Origin of the sequence: Comamonas koreensis (assembly GCF_021026195.1) — a bacterium.
Taxonomy (GTDB): domain Bacteria; phylum Pseudomonadota; class Gammaproteobacteria; order Burkholderiales; family Burkholderiaceae_C; genus Comamonas; species Comamonas koreensis.
In genome coordinates, this window is the sequence record NZ_JAJNCT010000003.1 from 219,119 (window position 1) to 241,023 (window position 21,905).

At 60.9% G+C, this 21,905-nt stretch carries 23 protein-coding genes and 1 tRNA gene; 15 read left to right on the forward strand and 9 right to left on the reverse strand.

What is annotated here, in order from left to right:
* The first annotated feature begins 83 nt into the window (after positions 1-83).
* Positions 84-836, forward strand: coding sequence for a Nif3-like dinuclear metal center hexameric protein (locus LPW39_RS00995; RefSeq protein ID WP_230770576.1), 753 nt, complete (start codon positions 84-86; stop codon positions 834-836).
* A 17-nt stretch (positions 837-853) separates the two neighbouring features.
* Positions 854-1,912 carry a 4-hydroxythreonine-4-phosphate dehydrogenase PdxA gene (pdxA, locus tag LPW39_RS01000; RefSeq protein ID WP_407928764.1) on the forward strand — a complete coding sequence of 353 codons (1,059 nt, stop codon included), beginning with the start codon at positions 854-856 and terminating at the stop codon, positions 1,910-1,912.
* A gap of 73 nt (positions 1,913-1,985) precedes the next feature.
* Here the strand turns inward: pdxA and mscL are convergent, their stop codons facing one another.
* On the reverse strand, positions 1,986-2,414 hold the full coding sequence (gene mscL / locus LPW39_RS01005; RefSeq protein ID WP_133856854.1) for a large conductance mechanosensitive channel protein MscL: 429 nt from the start codon (positions 2,412-2,414) through the stop codon (positions 1,986-1,988).
* 131 nt (positions 2,415-2,545) lie between these two features.
* Here mscL and petA point away from each other — a divergent pair, with 131 nt between their 5' ends.
* From petA to LPW39_RS01035, 6 genes are all read left to right on the forward strand, one after another.
* Positions 2,546-3,142 (forward strand): ubiquinol-cytochrome c reductase iron-sulfur subunit, encoded by a 597-nt coding sequence (gene petA / locus LPW39_RS01010; protein ID WP_230770580.1) that lies wholly within the window; start codon positions 2,546-2,548, stop codon positions 3,140-3,142.
* 9 nt (positions 3,143-3,151) lie between these two features.
* Positions 3,152-4,600 carry a cytochrome b gene (locus tag LPW39_RS01015; protein WP_133856852.1) on the forward strand — a complete coding sequence of 483 codons (1,449 nt, stop codon included), beginning with the start codon at positions 3,152-3,154 and terminating at the stop codon, positions 4,598-4,600.
* An 18-nt stretch (positions 4,601-4,618) separates the two neighbouring features.
* Positions 4,619-5,383, forward strand: coding sequence for a cytochrome c1 (locus LPW39_RS01020; protein ID WP_230770582.1), 765 nt, complete (start codon positions 4,619-4,621; stop codon positions 5,381-5,383).
* Between the two features lie 123 nt (positions 5,384-5,506).
* The gene (locus tag LPW39_RS01025) at positions 5,507-6,118 is read left to right on the forward strand and encodes a glutathione S-transferase N-terminal domain-containing protein (RefSeq protein WP_116927111.1); all 612 of its coding nucleotides are present in this window, start codon (positions 5,507-5,509) and stop codon (positions 6,116-6,118) included.
* A 78-nt stretch (positions 6,119-6,196) separates the two neighbouring features.
* The gene (locus LPW39_RS01030) at positions 6,197-6,718 is read left to right on the forward strand and encodes a ClpXP protease specificity-enhancing factor (RefSeq protein WP_230770584.1); all 522 of its coding nucleotides are present in this window, start codon (positions 6,197-6,199) and stop codon (positions 6,716-6,718) included.
* A gap of 49 nt (positions 6,719-6,767) precedes the next feature.
* Positions 6,768-6,843, forward strand: a tRNA-Thr gene (locus LPW39_RS01035).
* Positions 6,844-6,922: 79 nt separating this feature from the next.
* Here the strand turns inward: LPW39_RS01035 and LPW39_RS01040 are convergent.
* The gene (locus LPW39_RS01040; protein ID WP_021027801.1) at positions 6,923-7,231 is read right to left on the reverse strand and encodes a hypothetical protein; all 309 of its coding nucleotides are present in this window, start codon (positions 7,229-7,231) and stop codon (positions 6,923-6,925) included.
* Positions 7,232-7,473: 242 nt separating this feature from the next.
* On the opposite strand from LPW39_RS01040, the gene secA reads away from it, so the two are divergent.
* From secA to LPW39_RS01060, 4 genes are all read left to right on the forward strand, one after another.
* Positions 7,474-10,212 carry a preprotein translocase subunit SecA gene (gene secA, locus LPW39_RS01045; protein ID WP_230770585.1) on the forward strand — a complete coding sequence of 913 codons (2,739 nt, stop codon included), beginning with the start codon at positions 7,474-7,476 and terminating at the stop codon, positions 10,210-10,212.
* Positions 10,213-10,290: 78 nt separating this feature from the next.
* Positions 10,291-11,523 carry a bifunctional glutamate N-acetyltransferase/amino-acid acetyltransferase ArgJ gene (gene argJ, locus LPW39_RS01050; protein ID WP_230770586.1) on the forward strand — a complete coding sequence of 411 codons (1,233 nt, stop codon included), beginning with the start codon at positions 10,291-10,293 and terminating at the stop codon, positions 11,521-11,523.
* Positions 11,524-11,607: 84 nt separating this feature from the next.
* Entirely contained in the window at positions 11,608-12,564 is a 957-nt protein-coding gene (locus LPW39_RS01055; RefSeq protein WP_230770587.1) for an ATP-binding protein, read from the forward strand.
* Between the two features lie 35 nt (positions 12,565-12,599).
* On the forward strand, positions 12,600-13,073 hold the full coding sequence (locus LPW39_RS01060; RefSeq protein ID WP_230770588.1) for an NUDIX domain-containing protein: 474 nt from the start codon (positions 12,600-12,602) through the stop codon (positions 13,071-13,073).
* 49 nt (positions 13,074-13,122) lie between these two features.
* Here LPW39_RS01060 and LPW39_RS01065 read toward each other — a convergent pair whose 3' ends face one another.
* The 7 genes from LPW39_RS01065 to LPW39_RS01095 all read right to left on the reverse strand — a co-directional run bounded on the left by LPW39_RS01065 (position 13,123) and on the right by LPW39_RS01095 (position 19,725).
* The gene (locus tag LPW39_RS01065) at positions 13,123-13,335 is read right to left on the reverse strand and encodes a DNA gyrase inhibitor YacG (RefSeq protein WP_230770589.1); all 213 of its coding nucleotides are present in this window, start codon (positions 13,333-13,335) and stop codon (positions 13,123-13,125) included.
* Positions 13,336-13,389: 54 nt separating this feature from the next.
* A complete protein-coding gene (gene zapD / locus LPW39_RS01070) occupies positions 13,390-14,145 on the reverse strand; it encodes a cell division protein ZapD (protein WP_230770590.1) in 756 nt (251 codons plus the stop codon).
* 3 nt (positions 14,146-14,148) lie between these two features.
* On the reverse strand, positions 14,149-14,778 hold the full coding sequence (coaE, locus tag LPW39_RS01075) for a dephospho-CoA kinase (RefSeq protein WP_230770592.1): 630 nt from the start codon (positions 14,776-14,778) through the stop codon (positions 14,149-14,151).
* Position 14,779: 1 nt separating this feature from the next.
* Positions 14,780-15,655: a prepilin peptidase gene (locus LPW39_RS01080; RefSeq protein ID WP_230770593.1), complete on the reverse strand. Its 876-nt coding sequence runs from the start codon at positions 15,653-15,655 to the stop codon at positions 14,780-14,782.
* 2 nt (positions 15,656-15,657) lie between these two features.
* Positions 15,658-16,878 (reverse strand): type II secretion system F family protein, encoded by a 1,221-nt coding sequence (locus tag LPW39_RS01085; protein ID WP_230770595.1) that lies wholly within the window; start codon positions 16,876-16,878, stop codon positions 15,658-15,660.
* Between the two features lie 20 nt (positions 16,879-16,898).
* A complete protein-coding gene (pilB, locus tag LPW39_RS01090; protein WP_230770596.1) occupies positions 16,899-18,632 on the reverse strand; it encodes a type IV-A pilus assembly ATPase PilB in 1,734 nt (577 codons plus the stop codon).
* A gap of 163 nt (positions 18,633-18,795) precedes the next feature.
* The gene (locus LPW39_RS01095; protein WP_230770784.1) at positions 18,796-19,725 is read right to left on the reverse strand and encodes a polyprenyl synthetase family protein; all 930 of its coding nucleotides are present in this window, start codon (positions 19,723-19,725) and stop codon (positions 18,796-18,798) included.
* 267 nt (positions 19,726-19,992) lie between these two features.
* On the opposite strand from LPW39_RS01095, the gene rplU reads away from it, so the two are divergent.
* The 3 genes from rplU to cgtA all read left to right on the forward strand — a co-directional run bounded on the left by rplU (position 19,993) and on the right by cgtA (position 21,885).
* Positions 19,993-20,304: a 50S ribosomal protein L21 gene (rplU, locus tag LPW39_RS01100; RefSeq protein WP_027011098.1), complete on the forward strand. Its 312-nt coding sequence runs from the start codon at positions 19,993-19,995 to the stop codon at positions 20,302-20,304.
* A 15-nt stretch (positions 20,305-20,319) separates the two neighbouring features.
* Positions 20,320-20,580, forward strand: a complete 261-nt coding sequence (gene rpmA, locus LPW39_RS01105; RefSeq protein ID WP_230770597.1) for a 50S ribosomal protein L27 — start codon at positions 20,320-20,322, stop codon at positions 20,578-20,580.
* A gap of 189 nt (positions 20,581-20,769) precedes the next feature.
* The gene (gene cgtA / locus LPW39_RS01110; protein WP_230770598.1) at positions 20,770-21,885 is read left to right on the forward strand and encodes an Obg family GTPase CgtA; all 1,116 of its coding nucleotides are present in this window, start codon (positions 20,770-20,772) and stop codon (positions 21,883-21,885) included.
* Positions 21,886-21,905 lie beyond the last annotated feature (20 nt).

The window sequence follows — 21,905 nt, forward strand, 5'->3', positions numbered from 1 at the left end:
CCCCTCGAACCCGCTGCATGCCTGGCATCAGCGGGTTTTGTGATTCTGGGGTGGCACGCTGCACAGGTCTGAGACAATCGGGCATGACTACGACCCGCCAAGACATGCTGCAGGCCTTTGATGCGCTGCTGCAGCCCGCCCGCTTCAAAGACTATGGCCCCAATGGTTTGCAGGTAGAGGGCAAGGCGGAGATTCGCAAGCTGGTCAGCGGTGTCACGGCATCGCGGGCGCTGATCGAGGCGGCCATTGCCGCCCAGGCTGACGCCATCTTTGTGCACCATGGGCTGTTCTGGCGTGGCTACGACGGCCGCATCACCGGCTGGATGAAGCAGCGCATCGAGCTGCTGATCAAGCACGACGTCAATCTCTTCGCCTATCACTTGCCGCTGGATGCGCACCCGGAGCTGGGCAACAACGCCCAATTGGGTGTGCAGCTCGGCTGGCAGGCCGATGCCCGCTTTGGCGACCAGGAGCTGGGCTATATCGGCAGCCTGGATGCGCTGCCACCCGCACAAGTCGCTGCACACATACAACAGACCCTGGGCCGCTCCGTCACCCTGGTGACGGGCGAGACGCCGCGCCCCATCCGCCGCATGGCCTGGTGCACCGGGGGTGCCCAGGGCTTCTTCGAGGCCGCGATGGCTGCCGGTGCTGATGGTTTTCTGACCGGCGAGATATCCGAGCCCCAGGCCCATCTGGCGCGCGAGACCGGCGTGAGCTTTTTTGCGGCCGGCCACCATGCCACCGAGCGCTATGGCGCGCCCGCTGCTGCGGCCGCCGTGGCCCAGCAATTGGGCGTGGCGCATCACTTTATCGATATCGACAACCCCGCCTGAGGTTTTCTCCAAAGGACATGCCCTTGCACTCCGCTCCCTTGCTCGCCATCACCCAGGGCGACCCTGCCGGCATTGGCCCGGAAATCGTGGCCAAGGCCTTTCGCGACGCACCTGCGTTGATGCAGGGCTGCTTTGTGGTGGGTGAGCTGCAGACCCTGCGCCGCGCCGCGCAGCTCCTGCAGGGTCCGGGCCGCTGCGCGCTGCCGGTGGCCGAGATCGCTGAACCGCAAGAGGCCTGGCAAGTGCCGCCGCGTTGCATGCCGGTGCTGTCGCTGCCAGGTTTGCCTGGGCCTTTGCCCTTTGGCCAGGTGCAGGCGGAGGCCGGGCGCGCTGCTGCCGAGTGCGTGCGCTGGGCGGCGCGCCAGGCCTTGCAAGGCCGGATTGCCGGCTTGGTGACGGCACCTTTGAACAAGGAGGCGCTGCATCTGGCAGGGCTGGCCTTCCCAGGCCATACCGAGCTGCTGCAGGCCGAAGCGGCCGAGCATGCTGGAGTGCCTTTGGCCCAGATGCCGGTGCGCATGATGCTGGCCAATGATGCCTTGCGCACGGTGCTGGTGAGCATCCATGTATCGCTGCGTGATGCCATTGACGCGGTGACCCGGGAGCAGGTGCTGGAGACCATCCGTATCACGCACGAGGCCTTGCTGCGTGCGCTGGGGCGTCCGCCCCGGATTGCGGTGGCGGGGCTCAACCCCCATGCCGGCGAGGCCGGCCTGATGGGCCGCGAGGAGCTGGAGCACATTGCGCCCGCCGTAGCCGCTGCGCAGGCGCTGGGCATGCAGGTGATAGGCCCCGAGCCGCCCGATACCGTCTTCATGCGCGCCCGCCACAGCGCCGAGCATCCCGGCGCCTTTGATGTGGTGGTGGCCATGTACCACGACCAGGGCCTGATCCCCGTGAAGTACCTGGGGCTGGACGAGGGCGTCAACGTGACCCTGGGCCTGCCGCTGGTGCGCACCAGCCCGGACCATGGCACAGCCTTTGACATTGCCGGCCAGGGCCTGGCCGATGCGGCCAGCCTGATCGCGGCAGTGCAGATGGCACGCCGCTTGGCCGCAGGGCAACAGCAGGCATAAAAAAGCAGCCTCGAAAGGCTGCTGTGGTATCTGTGCAAAAGAAGCAGTTTTTCTGCTTCTTTGTTGCAAAAAATCAACGCTTTTGCTGCAGACTGTCGCGGATTTCACGCAGCAGCACCACGTCTTCTGGGGTGGCCGCTGGTGCGGGAGGAGGCGTGTCGCGCTTGAGGCGGTTGATCTGCTTGACCATCAGGAAAATGATGAAGGCCAGGATTGCGAAGTTCACCGCGACAGTGATGAAGTTGCCATAGGCAAACACCGGAATGCCCGCTTTTTTCAGTGCATCGAGCGTACGGGGCACGCCATCGGGAATGGTGCCCAGCACGACGAAGAGATTGGAGAAGTCCAGCTTGCCAAAGACCAAACCGACGAGGGGCATGATAAGGTCGTTCACGACCGAGTCGACGATCTTGCCAAAAGCGGCGCCGATGATCACACCAACGGCCAGATCCATCACATTGCCCTTGACCGCGAACTCGCGGAATTCCTTCATGAAGCTCATGCGCTGCTCCTGTCAATTAAACATGACGCCTAGTATCGCTCAGCTTCAAGGGTTTCGGCGCATTGCATGATGGGCAAGACACTTCATACAATCCGCAAAAACCGAGATATAAGCGTTGACCAAGGAGCCCCATGAGTGATTCTTCCATCGACTCCAGTAAAAGGACGTGGCTGATAGCGTCGGGATGCGCAGGTGCTGTCGGAGGAGTCGCCACTGCGGTTCCCTTTGTCAGCTCCTTCAATCCTTCAGAAAAGGCCAAAGCCGCCGGCGCTGCCGTTGAAGTGGATATCTCGGATCTCAAGCCTGGCGAGAAAATCACCGCCGAATGGCGCGGCAAGCCGATCTGGATTTTGCGCCGCACCCCTGAACAGATTGCGGAGCTGCCCCAACTGGATTCCCAGCTCGCCGACCCCAAGTCCGAGCGCACGGCCTACCCGACACCAGACTACGCCAAGAACGAAACCCGTTCCATCAAGCCCGAGGTGCTGGTGGTGATCGGCATCTGCACCCACCTGGGCTGCTCCCCCACCGACAAGCTCCAGCCCGGCCCCCAGCCTTCGCTGCCCGATGACTGGAAAGGCGGCTTTCTCTGCCCCTGCCACGGCTCGACCTTTGACCTGGCCGGGCGCGTGTTCAAGAACAAGCCCGCGCCCGACAACCTCGAAGTGCCAGCGCACCAGTATCTGAGCGATACCAAGCTGCTGATTGGCGAAGATAAAAAAGCATAAGGAGGCGCCATGGCACACGAATTCAAGGAGATATCGCCGAACGCCACCTTGGGCGCCAAGGCCGGCAACTGGCTGGAGAACCGCTTTCCCACGGCATTTGAGGCCTACCGGGTCCACATGTCGGAGTACTACGCACCGAAGAACTTCAACTTCTGGTACATCTTCGGCTCGCTGGCGCTCCTGGTGCTGGTGATCCAGATCGTCACCGGCATCTTCTTGGTGATGCACTACAAGCCCGATGCCGAAAAAGCATTCGCCTCAGTGGAATACATCATGCGCGATGTGCCCTGGGGCTGGCTGATCCGGACCATGCATTCCACCGGCGCCTCGGCCTTCTTTGTCGTGGTCTATCTGCACATGTTCCGGGGTCTGTTGTACGGCAGCTACCGCAAGCCGCGTGAGCTGGTCTGGGTCTTTGGCTGCGCGATCTTCCTGTGCCTGATGGCCGAGGCCTTCATGGGCTACCTGCTGCCCTGGGGCCAAATGTCGTACTGGGGTGCCCAGGTGATCGTCAACCTGTTCTCAGCCATTCCCTTCATCGGCCCGGATCTGGCCCTGCTGATCCGTGGCGACTATGTGGTGGGCGATGCGACCCTGAACCGCTTCTTCAGCTTCCACGTGATTGCCGTGCCGCTGGTGCTGCTGGGCCTGGTCGCGGCGCACTTGCTGGCCTTGCATGACGTGGGCTCCAACAACCCTGATGGCATCGAGATCAAGGGCCCCAATGCGCCCAAGGATGCGCAGGGCCGGCCGCTCGATGGCGTGCCCTTCCACCCGTACTACACGGTGCATGACCTGTTTGGCGTGGCGGTGTTCCTGTTCATCTTCTCGGCCATCGTGTTCTTTGCGCCGGAGATGGGTGGCTACTTCCTCGAGTACAACAACTTCATCCCGGCCGACCCGCTCAAGACGCCCAACCACATCGCGCCGGTCTGGTACTTCACGCCGTTCTACTCGATGCTGCGTGCCATCACCGGTGAGATGATGGTGGCCTTGTCGGTGATTCTGGTCGCCGCTGTGGCCTATGTCTGCATCAAGACCCGCATGGCAACCATCCTCAAAGGGCTGCTGGTGCTGGTAGGCCTGGTGGTGCTGGCCATGTTTGGCGCCTTTGCGTTCACCGGCATTGCGGCGCTGGGCGGTATCGACGCCAAGTTCTGGGGTGTGGTGGTGATGGGCCTGGCGGTGATCATCCTGTTCTTCCTGCCCTGGCTGGACCACAGCCCGGTGCGCTCCATCCGCTACCGCCCGCACTGGCACAAGTATGTGTATGCGGTGTTTGTCGTGAACTTCGTGGTGCTCGCCTATCTGGGGGTGCAGCCGCCATCGCCGATTGGCGAAAAGGTCTCGCAAGTGGGTACCTTGTTCTACTTTGGCTTTTTTCTGCTGATGCCGTGGTGGAGCCGCAAGGGCACACCCAAGCCGGTGCCTGAGCGTGTCACCTTCCATGCGCACTGAACCAGAAAGCACCCCACGATGAAAAAAATCATTCTCTCCGCATGCCTGGGTCTGGGCGTACTTTTAGGGGCCGGCGGCACGCAGGCGGCCGAAGGCGGCGTGGCCTGGGACAAGTTCAACGTCGACACCACCAACACCACCTCCTTGCAAAATGGCGCCAAGCTGTTTGTGAACTACTGCCTCAGCTGCCATTCGGCCGCTTTCATGCGCTACAACCGTCTGCAGGATATTGGTCTGACCGAGCAGCAGATCAAGGACAACCTGCTGTTCACCACCGACAAGGTGGGCGAGACGATGAAGGCGGCCATTGATCCCAAGCAGGCCAAGGAGTGGTTTGGCGCGAATCCGCCGGACCTGACCTTGGTGGCACGCTCGCGCGCCGGCCACCAGGGCACGGGGGCGGACTACCTCTATACCTTCCTGCGCGGTTTCTACAAGGACGACACCAAGGCCACCGGCTGGAACAACATGGCCTTCCCCTCGGTGGGCATGCCCCATGTGCTCTGGGAGCTGCAAGGTGTGCGCGTGCCGGTCTACAAAGAGGTCGAGGAGCATGGGCACAAGACCCAGGTGTTCACCGGCTGGCAGCAGGTCACGCCGGGCAAGATGAACTCCACTGATTTCGATAAGAGTGTGGGTGATTTGGTGAACTATCTACAATGGATGGGTGATCCCAGCCAGAACACCCGCAAGCGCGTCGGCGTCGGGGTGTTGATATTTTTGCTGGGACTCATCTTCATCACCTGGCGCCTGAATGCGGCGTTCTGGAAAGACGTGAAGTAAACGTATTTGCGTGCAGCCGGTTCAGGCCCTGTGAGCAGGGCTTGAATTTGGGTAGCCGATTTGTGTAGAGTGGGCGGCATTGACTGCAGTCCACTCTTTTTTGATTTTGAGGAGCCTCTCACCATGATGGTGCTTTATTCGGGAACGACCTGCCCTTTCTCCCACCGCTGCCGCTTTGTGCTGTTTGAAAAAGGCATGGATTTCGAGATCCGCGATGTGGACCTGTTCAACAAGCCCGAAGACATCAGTGTGATGAATCCCTACGGCCAGGTGCCTATCCTGGTCGAGCGCGACCTGATCCTGTACGAGTCGAACATCATCAACGAGTACATCGACGAGCGCTTCCCCCATCCACAGCTGATGCCCGGTGACCCGGTCGAACGTGCCCGTGTGCGCCTGTTCCTGCTGAACTTCGAAAAAGAGCTGTTCACCCACGTGCACACCCTGGAAGAGCGCGCCGTCAAGGGCAATGAGAAGGCACTGGAAAAGGCCCGCGCACAGATCCGTGACCGCCTGACCCAGATGGCACCGGTGTTCCTGAAGAACAAGTTCATCCTGGGCGAGAACTTCTCGATGCTGGACGTGGCCATTGCGCCGCTGCTCTGGCGCCTGGATTACTACGGCATCGAGCTTTCCAAGAACGCAGCCCCGCTGCTCAAGTATGCCGAGCGGATCTTCTCGCGTCCTGCCTACATCGAGGCGCTGACGCCGTCCGAAAAGGTCATGCGCAAGTAAAAGCCGCCTGGCCCGCCACTGGGCGAGCAGCGCTGCGGGGTCGTGCCCTGCGGCGCTGGAGAGCGCAGAAAGTGTCCTATGAGTGAAATCCAGACAACATCCACCCAGCCGTACCTGATCCGCGCCTGGGTGGAGTGGTGCAATGACAATGGCCTGACCCCGTACCTGAGCGTTCGCGTCGACAAGACGGTGCTGGTGCCGCGCGAGTTTGTCAAAGACGGCGAAATCGTGCTCAACATCAGCTATGACGCGACCAGTGCGCTCAAGCTGGGCAATGACTACATCGAGTTCACCGCCCGTTTTGGCGGTGTGCCGCGCGACATCATGGTGCCCGTCAGCCGCGTGGTCGCCATTTTTGCGCGTGAAACCGGCCAGGGTATGGGTTTCCCACCACCCGAAGACCTGCTCGATGACGATGCCGATATCGCGATGGCGGCACTGGAAGGTGCTGCCGAAGCGGCTGAAACCGCTGGCGAGGCCAACGCTGCGCCGCCGGTCATGCAGGTGGTGACATCCAGCGACGAGCCACCGGCTCCCGATGGCAACCCGCCAAGCCGCTCAGGCAAGGCCGGCAAGCCGTCACTCAAACTGGTCAAATAGGCCTCATTCGGCTTTGTTGCGGGCAATCCCGTATAGAATGCCGAGTGTTGCCGGTTTAGCTCAGTTGGTAGAGCAACCGCCTTGTAAGCGGTAGGTCATCAGTTCGATTCCGATAACCGGCACCAGATTCCAAAGCCGTTCTCAGTAAATGCTGTGAACGGCTTTTTTGCGTCTGAAAGTGCTTGGCGGCGCTGGCCGAGTCGCTCAGCGCAATACTTTGAGGCGAATGTCAGCTGTAGGGTAGCCTTTGACGCGCAGATGGGCTGCCATCGCCGGCAGCAGCTGCTTCATCTTGGCGGCGCAGGCATTGTTGGCCACCAGCAGGCACCACTGGTCGCCGTCGATGGGTCCGGGCTTGATCGAGGCGCGCAGCATCGGCGGGATCAGCGGCTCCACCAGCTTGAAGCGGGTGGCAGACTCCCGCGTCAAAGCCACCAGGCTCGCCAACGTGGGCGCCTCGCTCGCGGCTTGTTCTACGGTGACGGCAAAATGCCGGCGTTGGGGCTGGATCATGGCTGGATCAGGGCTGGAAAGAGGGCGTCAGGGGCAGGCCAGGGGCGATAGCCATACATTGCAATGCACCTGCCACAACGCATTCTATTCAGGGTTGTAGAATGTTTTATTCGGCAGGCCTCGTTCCCGGTATTGAAGCCGGGGTCATTGCCTCCATCTGACACAACACTAATCACTAGGAATTCCGGTCGCATGGCAGGGGTGGACGAGAGTGCACTCCCTGGTTGTGTGGTTCTGTTCGCATGGCAACCAATTTCTTCACCAAAATTTTTGGCAGTCGCAATGATCGCCTGCTCAAGCAATACCGCAAGGTCGTCGCTCGCATCAATGCGATGGAGCCAGAGTACGAAAAGCTCAGCGACGAACAATTGCGCGAGAAGACTCAGGAATTCAAGAACCGCATCGCTGGCGGAGAGTCGCTGGACAACATCCTGCCCGAGGCATTTGCCGTGGTGCGTGAGGGTTCCAAGCGTGTGATGAAGATGCGCCACTTCGATGTGCAGATGCTGGGCGGCATGGCCCTGCATTACGGCAAGATTGCCGAAATGCGCACCGGCGAAGGCAAGACCTTGACGGGTACCTTGCCCGTGTACCTGAACGCGCTGAGCGGCAATGGTGTGCACGTGGTGACAGTCAATGACTACCTGGCCACGCGTGATGCGACCTGGATGGGGCGCCTGTACAACTTCCTGGGTCTGTCGGTAGGTATCAACCTGTCGCAGCTGCCCAAGCACGAGAAGCAGGCAGCCTACAACTCCGACATCACCTACGGTACGAACAACGAATACGGCTTTGACTACCTGCGCGACAACATGGTGCAGGATGCCAGCGAGCGCGTGCAGCGCCGGCTGAACTTCGCCATCGTCGACGAGGTGGATTCCATCCTGATCGACGAGGCGCGTACGCCGCTGATCATCTCCGGCCAGGCCGAAGACCACACCGCCGCCTACCTGGCGATGCGCGAAGTGGTGCCACTGTTGACCCGCCAGGAAGGCGAAGCCGACCCCCGCACCGGTGAGGGCGTGACCAAGCCGGGCGACTTCACCGTCGACGAAAAGGGCCACCAGATCCACCTGACCGAGCAAGGCTACGAAGCGGCAGAGCGCATCCTGGCTGAAAAAGGCATGCTGGCCGAAGGCGCATCGCTGTACGACCCGGCCAATATCACCCTGGTGCACCAGCTGTACGCCGCACTGCGCGCCCAGCACCTCTACCATCGCGACCAGCACTATGTGGTGCAGGGCGGCGAGGTCGTGATTGTCGATGAGTTCACCGGCCGCCTGATGTCGGGCCGCCGCTGGAGCGAAGGCCTGCACCAGGCGGTGGAAGCCAAGGAAGGCGTGGAAATCCAGGCCGAGAACCAGACTCTGGCATCGATCACCTTCCAGAACTACTTCCGCCTGTACAACAAGCTGGGCGGCATGACCGGTACGGCTGATACCGAGGCCTATGAATTCCAGGAAATCTACGGTCTGGAGACCGTGGTGATTCCGCCCAACCGCCCCAGCAAGCGCGACGACCAGCTGGACCGCGTCTACAAGACCACGCCCGAGAAGTATGCGGCAGCCATTCAGGATATCCGTGAGTGCTACGAGCGTGGCCAGCCGGTGCTGGTGGGGACGACCTCGATCGAGAATTCCGAGATCATCGACGAGATGCTGAAGAAAGAGAACCTGCCTCACCAGGTGCTCAATGCCAAGCAGCATGAGCGCGAGGCAGACATCATTGCCCAGGCTGGCCGTCCTGGCGTGATCACCATTGCGACCAATATGGCCGGCCGTGGCACCGACATCGTGCTGGGTGGCAACATCGAAAAGCAGATTTCCGCCATCGAGGCCGACGAGTCGCTGTCCGAAACCGAGCGCCGCAGCAAGATCGATGCGCTGCGCGCTGAGTGGAAGGTCGAGCATGACAAGGTGACCGAGTTGGGTGGTCTGCGCATCATCGCCACCGAGCGCCATGAATCGCGCCGTATCGACAACCAGCTGCGTGGCCGCGCCGGCCGCCAGGGCGACCGCGGCTCCTCGCGTTTCTACCTCTCGCTGGACGACCAGCTGATGCGCATCTTCGCGGGCGACCGCGTCAAGGCCATCATGGAACGCCTGAAGATGCCCGATGGCGAAGCCATTGAGGCGGGCATCGTGACCCGCTCCATCGAAAGCGCCCAGCGCAAGGTGGAAGCGCGCAACTTTGACATGCGCAAGCAGCTGCTCGAGTACGACGACGTCGCCAACGACCAGCGCAAGGTGATCTACCAGCAGCGCAACGAGATTCTGGATGCGGCCGATCTGTCTCCGATGATCGACGGCATGCGCGACAGCGCCTTGGCCGATATCGTGCGCCAGTATGTGCCTGAGCAATCGATGGAAGAGCAGTGGGACCTGCCCGGCCTGGAGAAGGTGCTGCGCGACGAGTGGCAGATCGACCTGCCGCTGGTGCAACTGCTGGAAGGCGCCGAGTCGATCACCGACGAGGAAATCGAAGAGAAGGTGGTGGCAGAAGGCGCGCGCCTTTTCAACGAGAAGCTGGAGCAGGCGGGCAAGGAAAACTTCATGCAGTTCATGCGTGCGGTGCTGCTGCAAACCTTGGATTCCAGCTGGCGCGACCACCTGGCCGCGCTGGACTACTTGCGCCAGGGCATCCACCTGCGTGGCTATGCCCAAAAGCAGCCCAAGCAGGAATACAAGCGCGAGGCGTTCGAGCTGTTCAGCCAACTGATCGACCAGGTCAAGACCCAGGTCACCCGCGTCATGATGTCGGTGCAGATCCGCTCGCCCGAGCAGCTCGATGAAGCCACCGAGCAGCTGGAGCAGAGCAACGACCGCACCGCCCATGTGACTTACAGCGGCCCCGACGAGTCGGGTGACGCCGAGGCCAGCGAGCCGCTGCCCATGCCCGAAGGCGTGCGCGTGTCCCGCAATGATCCATGCCCCTGCGGCAGCGGCAAGAAATACAAGCTCTGCCACGGTAAACTCGCGTAATTACCGGATTGCTTCACCACAACGGGCTTTGACTGGTTCATCGCCCGTTTTTTTCATGGTTCCAAGGAAAAGACTGATATGCCCGTCAATTTGAAAGCCCCAGTAGCGCAGGACCTGGCTCCTGTCGCCGGTATTCGCATTGGTGTGACGGAGGCCGGCGTGCGCAAGGCCAACCGAAAGGATGTGACGGTGTTCTTGCTGGACGAAGGCAGCCATGTCGCTGGCGTGTTCACCAAGAACCGCTTTTGCGCCGCGCCCGTGCAGATCTGCCGTGAGCACCTGGCCAGCCACAGCCAGTCCATCCGCGCCATTGTCATCAACACCGGCAATGCCAATGCCGGCACCGGTGCCGATGGCTTGGCCCGTGCCCACGCCACCTGCGATGCGCTGGCCGGTCTGCTGAAGATCAATGCCCAGCAAGTGCTGCCGTTCTCGACCGGCGTGATCATGGAGCCGCTGCCGGTGGACCGCATCACCGCAGGCCTGCCTGCAGCGATTGCCGATGCGCAACCGGGCCACTGGGCCAAGGCGGCCGAAGGCATCATGACCACCGACACCTTGCCCAAGGCGTTCTCCGCCTCGGCCACCGTGGCTGGCAAGACGGTGCAAGTCACCGGCATCAGCAAGGGCGCGGGCATGATCCGCCCCAATATGGCGACCATGCTGAGCTTTCTGGGCACCGACGCGGCCATCAGCCCTGAGCTGATGCCTGCCCTGGCCAAAACCCTGGCTGACCAGTCTTTCAACCGCATTACGATCGATGGTGACACCTCGACCAATGACTCCTTTGTCGTGGTCGCCACCAACCAGGCGGGCAATGCCCCCATCACCGACTGGAACACCGCCGACGGCCAGGCCCTGATGGCCGCGCTGCGCGAAGTGGCTCAGAAGCTGGCGCAGGCGATTGTGCGCGACGGTGAAGGTGCCACCAAGTTCATCCAGATCGAGGTCGAGCAAGGCCGTACCGAAGAAGAATGCCGCCTGGTGGCCTATGCGATTGCGCATTCGCCGCTGGTGAAAACCGCCTTCTTCGCGAGCGACCCCAACCTGGGCCGCATTCTGGCCGCTGTGGGCTACGCCGGTATCGACGACCTGGATCAGACCCAGATCGAGCTCTACCTGGACGATGTGCATGTCGCCACCAAGGGCGGCCGCAACCCGTCCTACCAGGAGGCCGATGGCCAGCGCGTCATGAAGCAGCAAGAGATTGTGGTGCGCGTGCAGCTGGGCCGTGGCAGCGCATCCACCCAGCTGTGGACCTGCGACCTGAGCCACGACTATGTGAGCATCAACGCGGACTACCGCTCCTGATACCACTCGGCCAGCGCACCGGGCTGCCCAAGGCTGGGCAGGTGCCGGCCCCGCTGGCCTTTCAACCTTGTGCGTCTGGATACCATGACCGAGTCTTCCAACTCCCCTTTTTCTCCGCTTGAGCGCCTGGTGCAGCGCGCCGAGCAGCTGATGCAGCGCATCGAGTCCGTTCTGCCCCAGGCGCTGCAGGCGCCGGCTGACTGGAGCGATGCCATTGCCTGGCGCTACCGCAAGCGGGCCAATGGCTGTGGCGTGCTGGAGCCGGTGCGCCATGTGGGGGCCATGTCCCTGTCGGATCTGCAGAACATCGACGGGCAAAAAGAGAAGATTGCGCGCAACACTGAGCAGTTTGTGCGAGGCAGCACCGCCAACAACGCGCTGCTGACAGGCGCGCGCGGTACCGGCAAATCGTCCCTGATCCGCGCCTGCCTGCATGCCTATGCGCCCCAGGGCCTACGCTTGATCGAGGTGGACAAGGCGGATCTCACCGACCTGCCTGATATCGTCGATGTGGTGGCGGGCCGACCCGAAAAATTCATCATCTACTGCGATGACCTGAGCTTTGAAGAGGGCGAGCCCGGCTATAAGGCGATGAAGTCGATCCTGGATGGCTCCGTGTCTGCCGCGACCCCGAATGTGCTGGTCTATGCGACCAGCAACCGCCGCCATCTGTTGCCCGAGTACATGACCGACAACCTGGCCCAGCAAAAGGGCGAGAACGGTGAGATCCACCCCGGCGAAGTGGTGGAAGAGAAGATTTCGCTGTCCGAGCGCTTTGGCCTGTGGGTAAGCTTTTACCCGTTCAGCCAGGACGAGTACCTGCGCGTGGTGGGCCAGTGGCTGTCTGCGCTGGGTGTGGCCGAGGCCGATATCGAGGCCGCGAGGCCCGAGGCGCTGGTCTGGGCGCTGGAGCGCGGATCGCGCAGCGGCCGGGTGGCCCACCAGTTTGCCCGCGATTGGGCGGGCCGCAGCCACCGCGAAGTGCAGGACCGCCAGAAAATTGCCGATGTGGCCGACCTGGGCGAAGAGGCCCAGGATTGAAGAAACCGGGCTGCCCGTGCAACCCATGAAGACCTATGAGCCAGACTGATACCACCGAGACCCGCAGCCATACCGAAGTGGCTGTGGGCGTGCTGATCCGCGAAAGCGACAATGCGCTACTGATAACCAGCCGCCCGCTGGGCAAGCCCCGCGCGGGCTGGTGGGAGTTTCCCGGCGGCAAGCTGGAGGCAGGCGAGACCGTGGAAGAGGCGCTGCGCCGCGAGCTGGTCGAAGAGCTTGGCATCCGCATCGACAACTGCATCGCCTGGAAAGTGACCGAGCACGACTACAGCCATGCGCTGGTGCGCTTGCACTGGTGCAAGGTGACGCAGTGGTCGGGTGATTTCGAGATGCGTGAAGGCCAGCAGATGTCCTGGCAGCAACTGCCGCTGACGGTGAGCCCGGTGCTGGAGGGCTCTTTCCCCGTGCTGCAATGGCTGAGCGAGGAGCGGGGCCTGTCTTTTGACCCAGCGACCTATATCCAGGCGGCAGAAGCTGCGGTGAAATAAGCAAAGGCAGCACCACTAGGTGCTGCCTTTTCTACAGGTTGGGGGGCGCTCAGTCTTCCAGGCGGGGATCGCCGTAGGGCTGGTCCTGTGGTGGCGACTGTGCCGGCACCCGAAAATCCTCATTGCCCCAGGCGCCCAGGTCAATCAGCTTGCAGCGCTCGCTGCAAAAAGGGCGAAACCGGTTGCTGCGTTCAAAGCTGGAGGGGCCGCCACACTGGGGGCATTGGATGTTGGGGAGCGCGTTGTCTGCGGAAGAACTCATCCAAGCATTGTAGGGCGGCTCGCCTTGCCAGCCGATTCCCAGGCGTTTAGCCGATCAAGCGCAAAGCACCATCTCGTACTGGCCATCCTGCGTGGTCAAGCCCAGCTGGCCGCTTTCAGTCTTTTGCAGCATGCGTATCGAGATCATCAGGCGGTTGCCGCTGATCTCGGGCACCAGGTTGGAGCTCGGATCGATCTTGAGGCGCAGCAGCTGGTAGATGCGGCCCTGGGGCAGGTTCTGCTGGAACTGGCCACGCGCGGTCGCAATGCGCTGCGGTGCACCGGCATCGCGGAAGAGCCGCAACAGCAAGATCAGGGCGCTGGCCAGTGGCGCAAAGCAGGCCGTCCAGCCTTGCAGATCGGCGCGGCGGCTGTGGCTGTCGGCATGCAGCCAAGCATGGTAGCTGGGAAGGTCGAAGGTACAGGTGCCGCCAGGGATACCGGTGCGGTTGCGGATGGCCATCAGCCATTCATTCTCGATCAGCAGCTGGCTGGGCTTGCCATTTTGGGCACGCAACTCGCTATGGGCGGCGTCGATCTGGCCAATTACCTTGTCCAGCATGTCGACGGCGATCATCGGGTTGTCGCGGTAGGCATTGAACTGCTGGCGCTGGCGCTCCAGGTCCTTGAGCAGGTCGGTCTTGAGATCGCTGCGTGAGGCCACGTCCATTACCTCGAACAAGGTGGTAATGGCAAAATGGTGGTCGATGTCCGTGTCCCGCTGCAGGAGTACGTCAAGCCGGCGCAGCAAATACTCCAGGCGGAGGTAGGCTCGCACACGTTCGTTGAAGGGGTACTCGTAAGTTATCACGGATCAATCGGGCTGCAGAAGGCGGTAGTTGGCTATCAATTCATTGTATAGGTCGAATACGGCCTCGCCTAGCGCTTGTAACGACAGCGTTTCATTCCACAGCACCCAATCCGCCTTGCGCAGGCGTTGCAGGCGGCTGGCTTGCTGGGCCATGATGGCCTCAATCGCCGCCTGCGTCAGCTGGTTGCGCTGCTGCACTCTGGCGATTTGCGTGCTTTCCTGGCAATCGACCACGATGACCTGGTCCAGGCGCGGGCTCCATTGGCTGGACTCCGCCAGCAGCGGTATATCAAAGATCACCAGCGGCGCATCGGTGGCGCTGCAGGCATGTTGGTACTGCTGGTCGATCTGTTGGCGAATGAGCGGATGCAGGATGCCTTCAAGCCGGGCCTTGTAGGCCGGATCGCGAAAAGCGGCCTCCCGCATCTGCGCGCGATCCAGTGCGCCATCCGCATTGATAAAGTGCGCCCCCATCTGCGCCGCAATGGGGGCGATGGCCGCGCCGCCCGGCAGCGTGAGCTCACGGGCGATGCGGTCGGCATCGATCACATAGCAGCCCCATTGGGCAAAGCCTTGGGCGACGGTGCTTTTGCCGCTGCCAATGCCCCCGGTGACCCCAATGCGCGGGCGCATATCAGGGCTGCAGCAAGCGGTCGACAATGCCGGTGCCGAACCACATCACCAAGAAGCCAGCGCCGGCAAGAAAGGGGCCAAAGGGGATATAGCCGCCTTCGCGCAGGTTGGAGAAGATCTTCATTGCGATACCGATGACTGCGCCTACGACGGAGGAAAACAGGGCAATAGGTATCAGCGCCTGCCAGCCAAACCAGGCGCCCAGCGCCGCCAGCAGCTTGAAGTCCCCATAGCCCATGCCTTCCTTACCCGTCAGCAGCTTGAAGGCCCAGTAAATCAGCCAGAGAGACAGGTAGCCAATGGCGGCACCAAACAGCGAGGCTTTGAGGGGTACTTCAATCCAGCCCATCGCACTGGCCAGCAGGCCAGCCCATAGCAGCGGCAAGGTCAGGTTATCGGGGAGCAGGGTGGTGTCCCAGTCAATCAGCGCTGCCGTCAGCAGCATGGATGCAAAAAAGCACCAGGCCAAGCCTGTAGGGCCCAGGCCCCAGCGGTGTATGCAATAGGCCCAAAGCAGGCTGTTGGCAATTTCGACCGCCGGATATCGGGCAGAGATACGGGTGCTGCATTGGCTGCAACGCCCGCGCAGGAACAGCCAGCTGATGACCGGCACGTTCTCGTACCAGCGGATCTGGTGGCTGCAATGCGGGCAGCGCGAAGCGGGCGTCCAAAGGTTAAAACGGTCTGCTTTGGGCTCAGTCGTATGTGCTGCTTCTGCTGTCTGTGCGCTATCCGTAGCTGCCAACATATCCTGGGCATCGCGCCGCCATTGGCGCTCCAGCATCAGCGGCAGGCGGTGTACCACCACATTCAAAAAGCTGCCAACCAGCAGGCCCAGCAGGGCAAACAGCCCTGTGTTCAATTGCGCTTCTGACATGCTTACACCACCTGACCCAGCTTGAAGATCGGCAGGTACATCGACACCACAATACCGCCGATGATGGTACCCAGAAACACAATGATGATGGGTTCCATCAGGCTGGACAGGCCTGCAACGGCCTCGTCCACCTCCGCTTCGTAAAAGTCTGCCGCCTTGCCCAGCATGTGGTCGATCGATCCGGATTCCTCACCGATCGCACACATCTGCAGCACCATCGAAGGAAACACATGGGCATCCGACATGGCCACCGTCAGGCTGGTACCGGTGGATACTTGTGCCTGGATTTTCTCGGTGGCCACCGCAAATACGGCATTGCCAGAAGCGCCGCCTACCGAATCAAGTGCTTCCACTAAGGGCACACCAGCGGCAAACATCGTCGACAAGGTGCGGGTCCAGCGCGCCACGCAGGATTTTTCAATCAAGGGGCCAAAGATGGGTACCTTCAGCAACCAACGGTCCATCGTGCGTTGCATTTTCTCGCTGCGCTTCCAGGCCTGCAAAAAGAAGTAGATGCTGCCGCCAATTCCAAAAAAGATCAGGTACCAATAGGCTACAAAGAACTCACTGACGGCCATCACAACCAAGGTTGGGCCGGGTAGGTCCGCGCCAAATGAGGTAAACACCTCCTTGAAAGCCGGAATCACGAAGATCATGATGATGGCCACGACCACAAAGGCCACGATGATCACCGAGGTGGGGTACATCAGCGCTGAACGGATCTTGCTCTTGATGGCCTCGGTCTTTTCCATGTAGACGGCGAGGCGGTCCAGCAGGCCTTCCAGAATACCAGCGGCTTCACCGGCTTCGACCAGGTTGCAGTAAAGCGCATTGAAGTACATCGGGTGGCGGCGGAAGGCCGTGCTCAGCGATGAGCCCGATTCCACATCGCTGCGCACTTCGTTGAGCAGCTTGGTCACGCTGGGGTTGGTGCTGCCCCGGCCGACGATGTCAAAAGCCTGCAGCAAGGGCACACCGGCCTTCATCATCGTCGCCAGCTGGCGCGTGAACAGGGCGATGTCCTTGGGCTTGATGCGCTTGCCTGAGCGCATGCGCCGCTTTTTGATCTTGGACGGCAAGATGCCCTGCCGCCGCAAGGATGCGATGACCTGGTTTTCTCCGCCCGCGCGGGATTCGCCGCGCACGATCTTGCCGTTGCGGTCCTTGCCTTCCCACTCATAAACGGCTTCGTTCGATGTTTTCTTATTGACTGTGGTTGCCATTTATCCCTGCCCTCATTGCTTTATTCGTTGGTGACGGCTAAGACCTCTTCGAGTGAGGTCAGTCCCTTTTTGACTTTGTGCAGACCTGATGCGCGCAAGGAGCGGACATTTTCTATGTCGGCTTGCTCCGCAATTTCCAGTGCGCTGCCATCGCGCAAGATGATGCGCTGTGTATCTTCGGAGATGGGCATCACCTGGTAGATGCCCAAGCGGCCCTTGTAGCCGTTGTTGCAGGCATCGCAACCGACGGGCTCATAGGGCATCCAGGTGCCGTCCAGATCTTCTTCCTTGAAACCGGCTTCCAGCAGCGCCTCATGGGGGATTTCGGTCGGCCGCTTGCAGATGGGGCAGAGCTTGCGTGCCAGTCGCTGCGCGGTGATCAGGATCACGCTGGAGGCAATATTGAATGGCGCAATCCCCATATTGCGCATACGCGTCAAGGTCGTGGGTGCGTCGTTGGTATGCAAAGTCGACAGCACCAAGTGGCCCGTTTGCGCGGCCTTGATCGCAATGTCGGCCGTTTCCAAATCCCGGATTTCACCAACCATGATAATGTCGGGATCCTGGCGCAGAAACGATTTGAGCGCCGTCGCAAAGGTCAGTCCGGCCTTTTCATTGACGTTGACCTGGTTGACCCCGGGCAGGTTGATTTCCGAGGGGTCTTCCGCCGTCGCGATATTGACCGCTGGCGTGTTCAGAATGTTCAGGCAGGTATAGAGCGACACGGTCTTGCCCGAGCCCGTGGGCCCGGTGACCAGAATCATGCCGTATGGCCGCTTGATGGCACTGAGCAGGCGCTCCTTCTCTTCCGGCTCATAGCCCAGCGCATCAATCCCGAGCTTGGCGCTGCTTGGATCCAGAATACGGATAACGATCTTTTCACCAAACAAGGTGGGCAGGGTGCTGACCCGGAAGTCGATCACCCGGTCAGCGCCGATCTTGAGCTTCATGCGGCCATCCTGCGGCACGCGCTTTTCCGAGATGTCCAGGCGCGAGATCACCTTGATGCGCGATGCCAGCTTGTCCTTGATGCCCGGGGGAGGGGACGCAATTTCGCGCAGCTCGCCGTCAATGCGAAAGCGGATGCGGTACTGGTGTTCGTAGGGTTCGAAGTGCAGGTCCGATGCGCGCATATTGAATGCATCGATCAGCATCTTCTGCAGGAACTTAACGATGGGCGCGTCTTCGACCTCGTCTCCGTCACTGCTGGAGCTCTCAGTGTTCACCGACTCGTCATCAATCTCGAATTCGTTGAGATTGACATCGCCAGTGATCATGTCCTGGATACTGTCACCGCCCTTTTTCGCCACCGTTTCCAGTGCCTTGGCCAGCTTGGCATGCTCGGCGATCACCCAGTCCACGCTCAGCTGGGTGGAGAATTTGATTTGCTCAGCTACAGAGTGGTCGGTGGGGTCCGATGTGACGACCACCAGCCGGTTGCCACGCTTGGCCAGCGGAATGATCTTGTTGCTCAGGGCCAGCTTGTTATCGAGCAGACCGCCGGACAGGCGGGTCAGATCGATGGCATCGAGATCGACCAGGGGGGCGCCATAGACGGTAGAGATGATGCTGGCCACATCGCTGCCAGAGACAGCTCCGCTGGCCACCAGCTCGCCAATGAAGCTGTTCTTGCTCTTGAGACTTGTCGCATACAGCGCCTCTGCCTTGGCAACAGGAAGCTTTCCACTGGCCACCAGCGCTCTGGCGATACCGGGAAGGGCGACGGCTTTTTGGGGGGTGTTGATGTCAGGCATGTAAAGGGAGACGCCTATCGTCGATAGCCTCGCTGCGTAGTCCGGCAAACTGTAGCAGTTGTTCGGAGATTTAACAAAGAAATGCACCCGGCAGGTCGCGCCACTGCAGTGGATCTGCGACAGTCTGCAAGATGCGCTCAGCCATCCACACCTGCGTCCTGCCTTACTCTCGGCGGTCCAGCAATTGAGAGGCCAGGGTGGTCAGCGCCTGGGTATAGGCATTGTCGGGCAGCAAGGCCAGGCAGTCGATGGCCTCCTGGGCCTGCAGTGCAGCTGCAGCCCGCGTGGCCTGCAGCGAGCCAGTGTCCTTGACGACCTGCACGATATGGGCCATGTGCGGGGTGGAGCCCTGCTCGATGGCGCTGACAATCATCTGTCTATCATCGGCGCTGGCACGCTGCATGGCAATGATCAGCGGCAAGGTGACCTTGCCTTCGCGCAAATCATCGCCAATATTCTTGCCCATCACGGTCGTGTCACCGTCATAGTCCAGGGCGTCGTCAATCACCTGGAAGGCGGTGCCCAGTGAGCGGCCATAGTTGGCACAAGCCTCTTCCAATTCTGCGGGAGCATTGGTCAGCACAGCAGCCAGGCGGGCGCTGGCCTCGAAAAGTTTGGCGGTCTTGGAACGGATGACGGAGAGGTAGCCTGCCTCGTCTAGGTCAACGTTGTGGGTGTTGATCAGCTGCTGCACTTCGCCCTCGGCGATGATATTGGTGGCCTCGGACAGGATCTGCATGACGCGCATGCTGTCGGCATCGACCATCATCTGGAAGGCGCGCGAGTGCAGAAAATCTCCCACCAAGACGCTGGCGGCATTGCCAAAGCTCTCGTTGGCGGTGGGTTTGCCGCGCCGCATGGTGGATTCGTCCACCACATCGTCGTGCAGCAAGGTGGCGGTGTGGATGAACTCGACCACGGCCGCCAGGTTGAAATGCTGCTCGCCTCGGTACTCCAGTGCACCAGCCACCAGCAGCAGCAGCGCGGGACGCAGGCGCTTGCCGCCGGCCGAAATGATGTAATGCGATACCTCGCCGATTAGCGGAACGGAAGAGCTCAGGCGCCTGGCAATCACGGCATCCACCTGTCGCATATCACCGGCGACGAGGCTCAAGGGGTTGGACGGGTTGGGAGTGTTGGACTCGGACAAGGCGGCTATCTCGGCATTTTAGGGATACCGCATTATAGAAACGAGAGCAGCGCCACTTGCAGACATGCCCGCTTGTCCGCCTCGGGGATGCGTTTTATGCTCCGGTTGTGGTGCAAAAAGTGAGAGGGTTTGCGTCTTTCCAGACCCCGTGCTACAATCTTCGGCTCTTGCGAAATTTCTTTGCAAGCTATCCCCTTTTTAGAGGTTCTTATGTACGCGGTCATAAAAACCGGTGGCAAACAGTATCGTGTTGCTTCCGGCGAAAAAATCAAGGTAGAACAGATCGCTGCGGACGTAGGCCAAGAAATCGTGATCGACCAGGTTCTGGCAGTCGGCGACGGCGCAGAGTTGAAGGTTGGTACGCCCTTGGTGTCCGGAGCAACTGTGACGGTTACGGTAGTAGCCCACGGCAAGCACGACAAGGTGCGCATTTTCAAGATGCGTCGTCGTAAGCACTATCAAAAGCGCCAAGGCCACCGTCAGCAGTTCACCGAGCTGCAAATCGGTGCGATTGCAGCTTAACAGGAGCTATATCTCATGGCACAGAAAAAAGGCGGCGGCTCTACGCGCAACGGACGTGATTCCAAGCCAAAGATGCTGGGTGTGAAGGCTTTCGGTGGTCAACTGATCAGCGCTGGTTCGATCATCGTGCGTCAACGCGGCACCAAGTTCCACCCCGGCAACAATGTCGGCGTGGGCAAGGACCACACCTTGTTTGCTCTGGTGGACGGCCACGTGTCGTTCGAAACCAAGGGCGCTTTGTCCAAGCACACGGTGAGCATCACCAAGGCTGCTTAAGACAAGACAAGTGTCTTGAAGGCCTTCATTGGCCTTGTCCAAAGCCCCGCGCAGTCGGGGCTTTGGTGTTTTTGGGCCGACCCGCTTGGCGCCCCGGTGCGACAATAGCGGTTTTGGCAGGGCTGCATGCCTCCACGTGCAGCAGAACAATTCCCGTAATTCCTGTACCAGGGCGGGTGGATAACGACCATGAAATTCGTAGATGAAGCGTTTATTGACATTGCAGCTGGCGATGGTGGCAATGGCTGTGTGTCGTTCCGCCATGAAAAGTACAAGGAATTCGGCGGCCCCGATGGGGGCGATGGCGGCCGTGGCGGCCATGTGTACGCACTGGCGGACGTCAACCTCAACACCTTGATCGACTACCGCTATTCGCGCCGCCATGAGGCTGAGCGCGGTGAACATGGCAAGGGATCGGATATGTTTGGCTGCGCCGGCAAGGACATCACCCTGCACATGCCGGTGGGGACCATCATCACCGATGCACAGACCGGTGAGGTGCTGTTTGAGTTGCTGAACCCGGGCGAGGTCATCACCATCGCCAAGGGCGGTGACGGCGGCTTCGGCAACCTGCGCTTCAAAAGCGCGATCAACCGCGCGCCGCGCCAGAAGACCCCCGGCTGGAAGGGTGAGCGCCGCAGCCTGAAGCTGGAGCTGAAGGTGCTGGCTGATGTGGGCCTGCTGGGCATGCCCAATGCCGGCAAGTCGACCTTCATTTCGGCAGTGTCCAACGCCCGCCCCAAGATTGCGGACTACCCGTTCACCACCTTGCACCCCAACCTGGGCGTGGTGCGCGTGGGGCCGGAAAAGAGCTTTGTCGTTGCCGATATCCCGGGCCTGATCGAAGGCGCTTCGGACGGTGCGGGCCTGGGCCACCAGTTCTTGCGCCATCTGCAGCGTACGCGCTTGCTGCTGCACATTGTCGATCTGGCACCGTTTGACGAAGGTGTGGACCCGGTCGCGCAGGCCAAGGCGATTGTCGGCGAGCTCAAGAAATACGACGAAGAGCTCTACAACAAGCCGCGCTGGCTGGTGCTCAACAAGCTGGACATGGTGCCCGGTGATGAGCGCGCCGCCAAGGTCAAGGACTTTGTCAAGCGCTACAAGTGGAAGGGGCCGGTCTACGAGATCTCGGCGCTGACCCGTGAAGGCTGCGAGCCGCTGATCAAGGAGATCTTCCAGTTCGTGCACAAGATGCAAAAGGCCGAGCAGGAGCCGCAAGAGGTCGACCCGCGCTTCGCCGCAGGCGCAGAGCTGGAGCAACCCGACTACTCGGACGATCCCCGCTTTTCGTCGCCTGACTGAGCTAGAAAGCCTGCACCGTA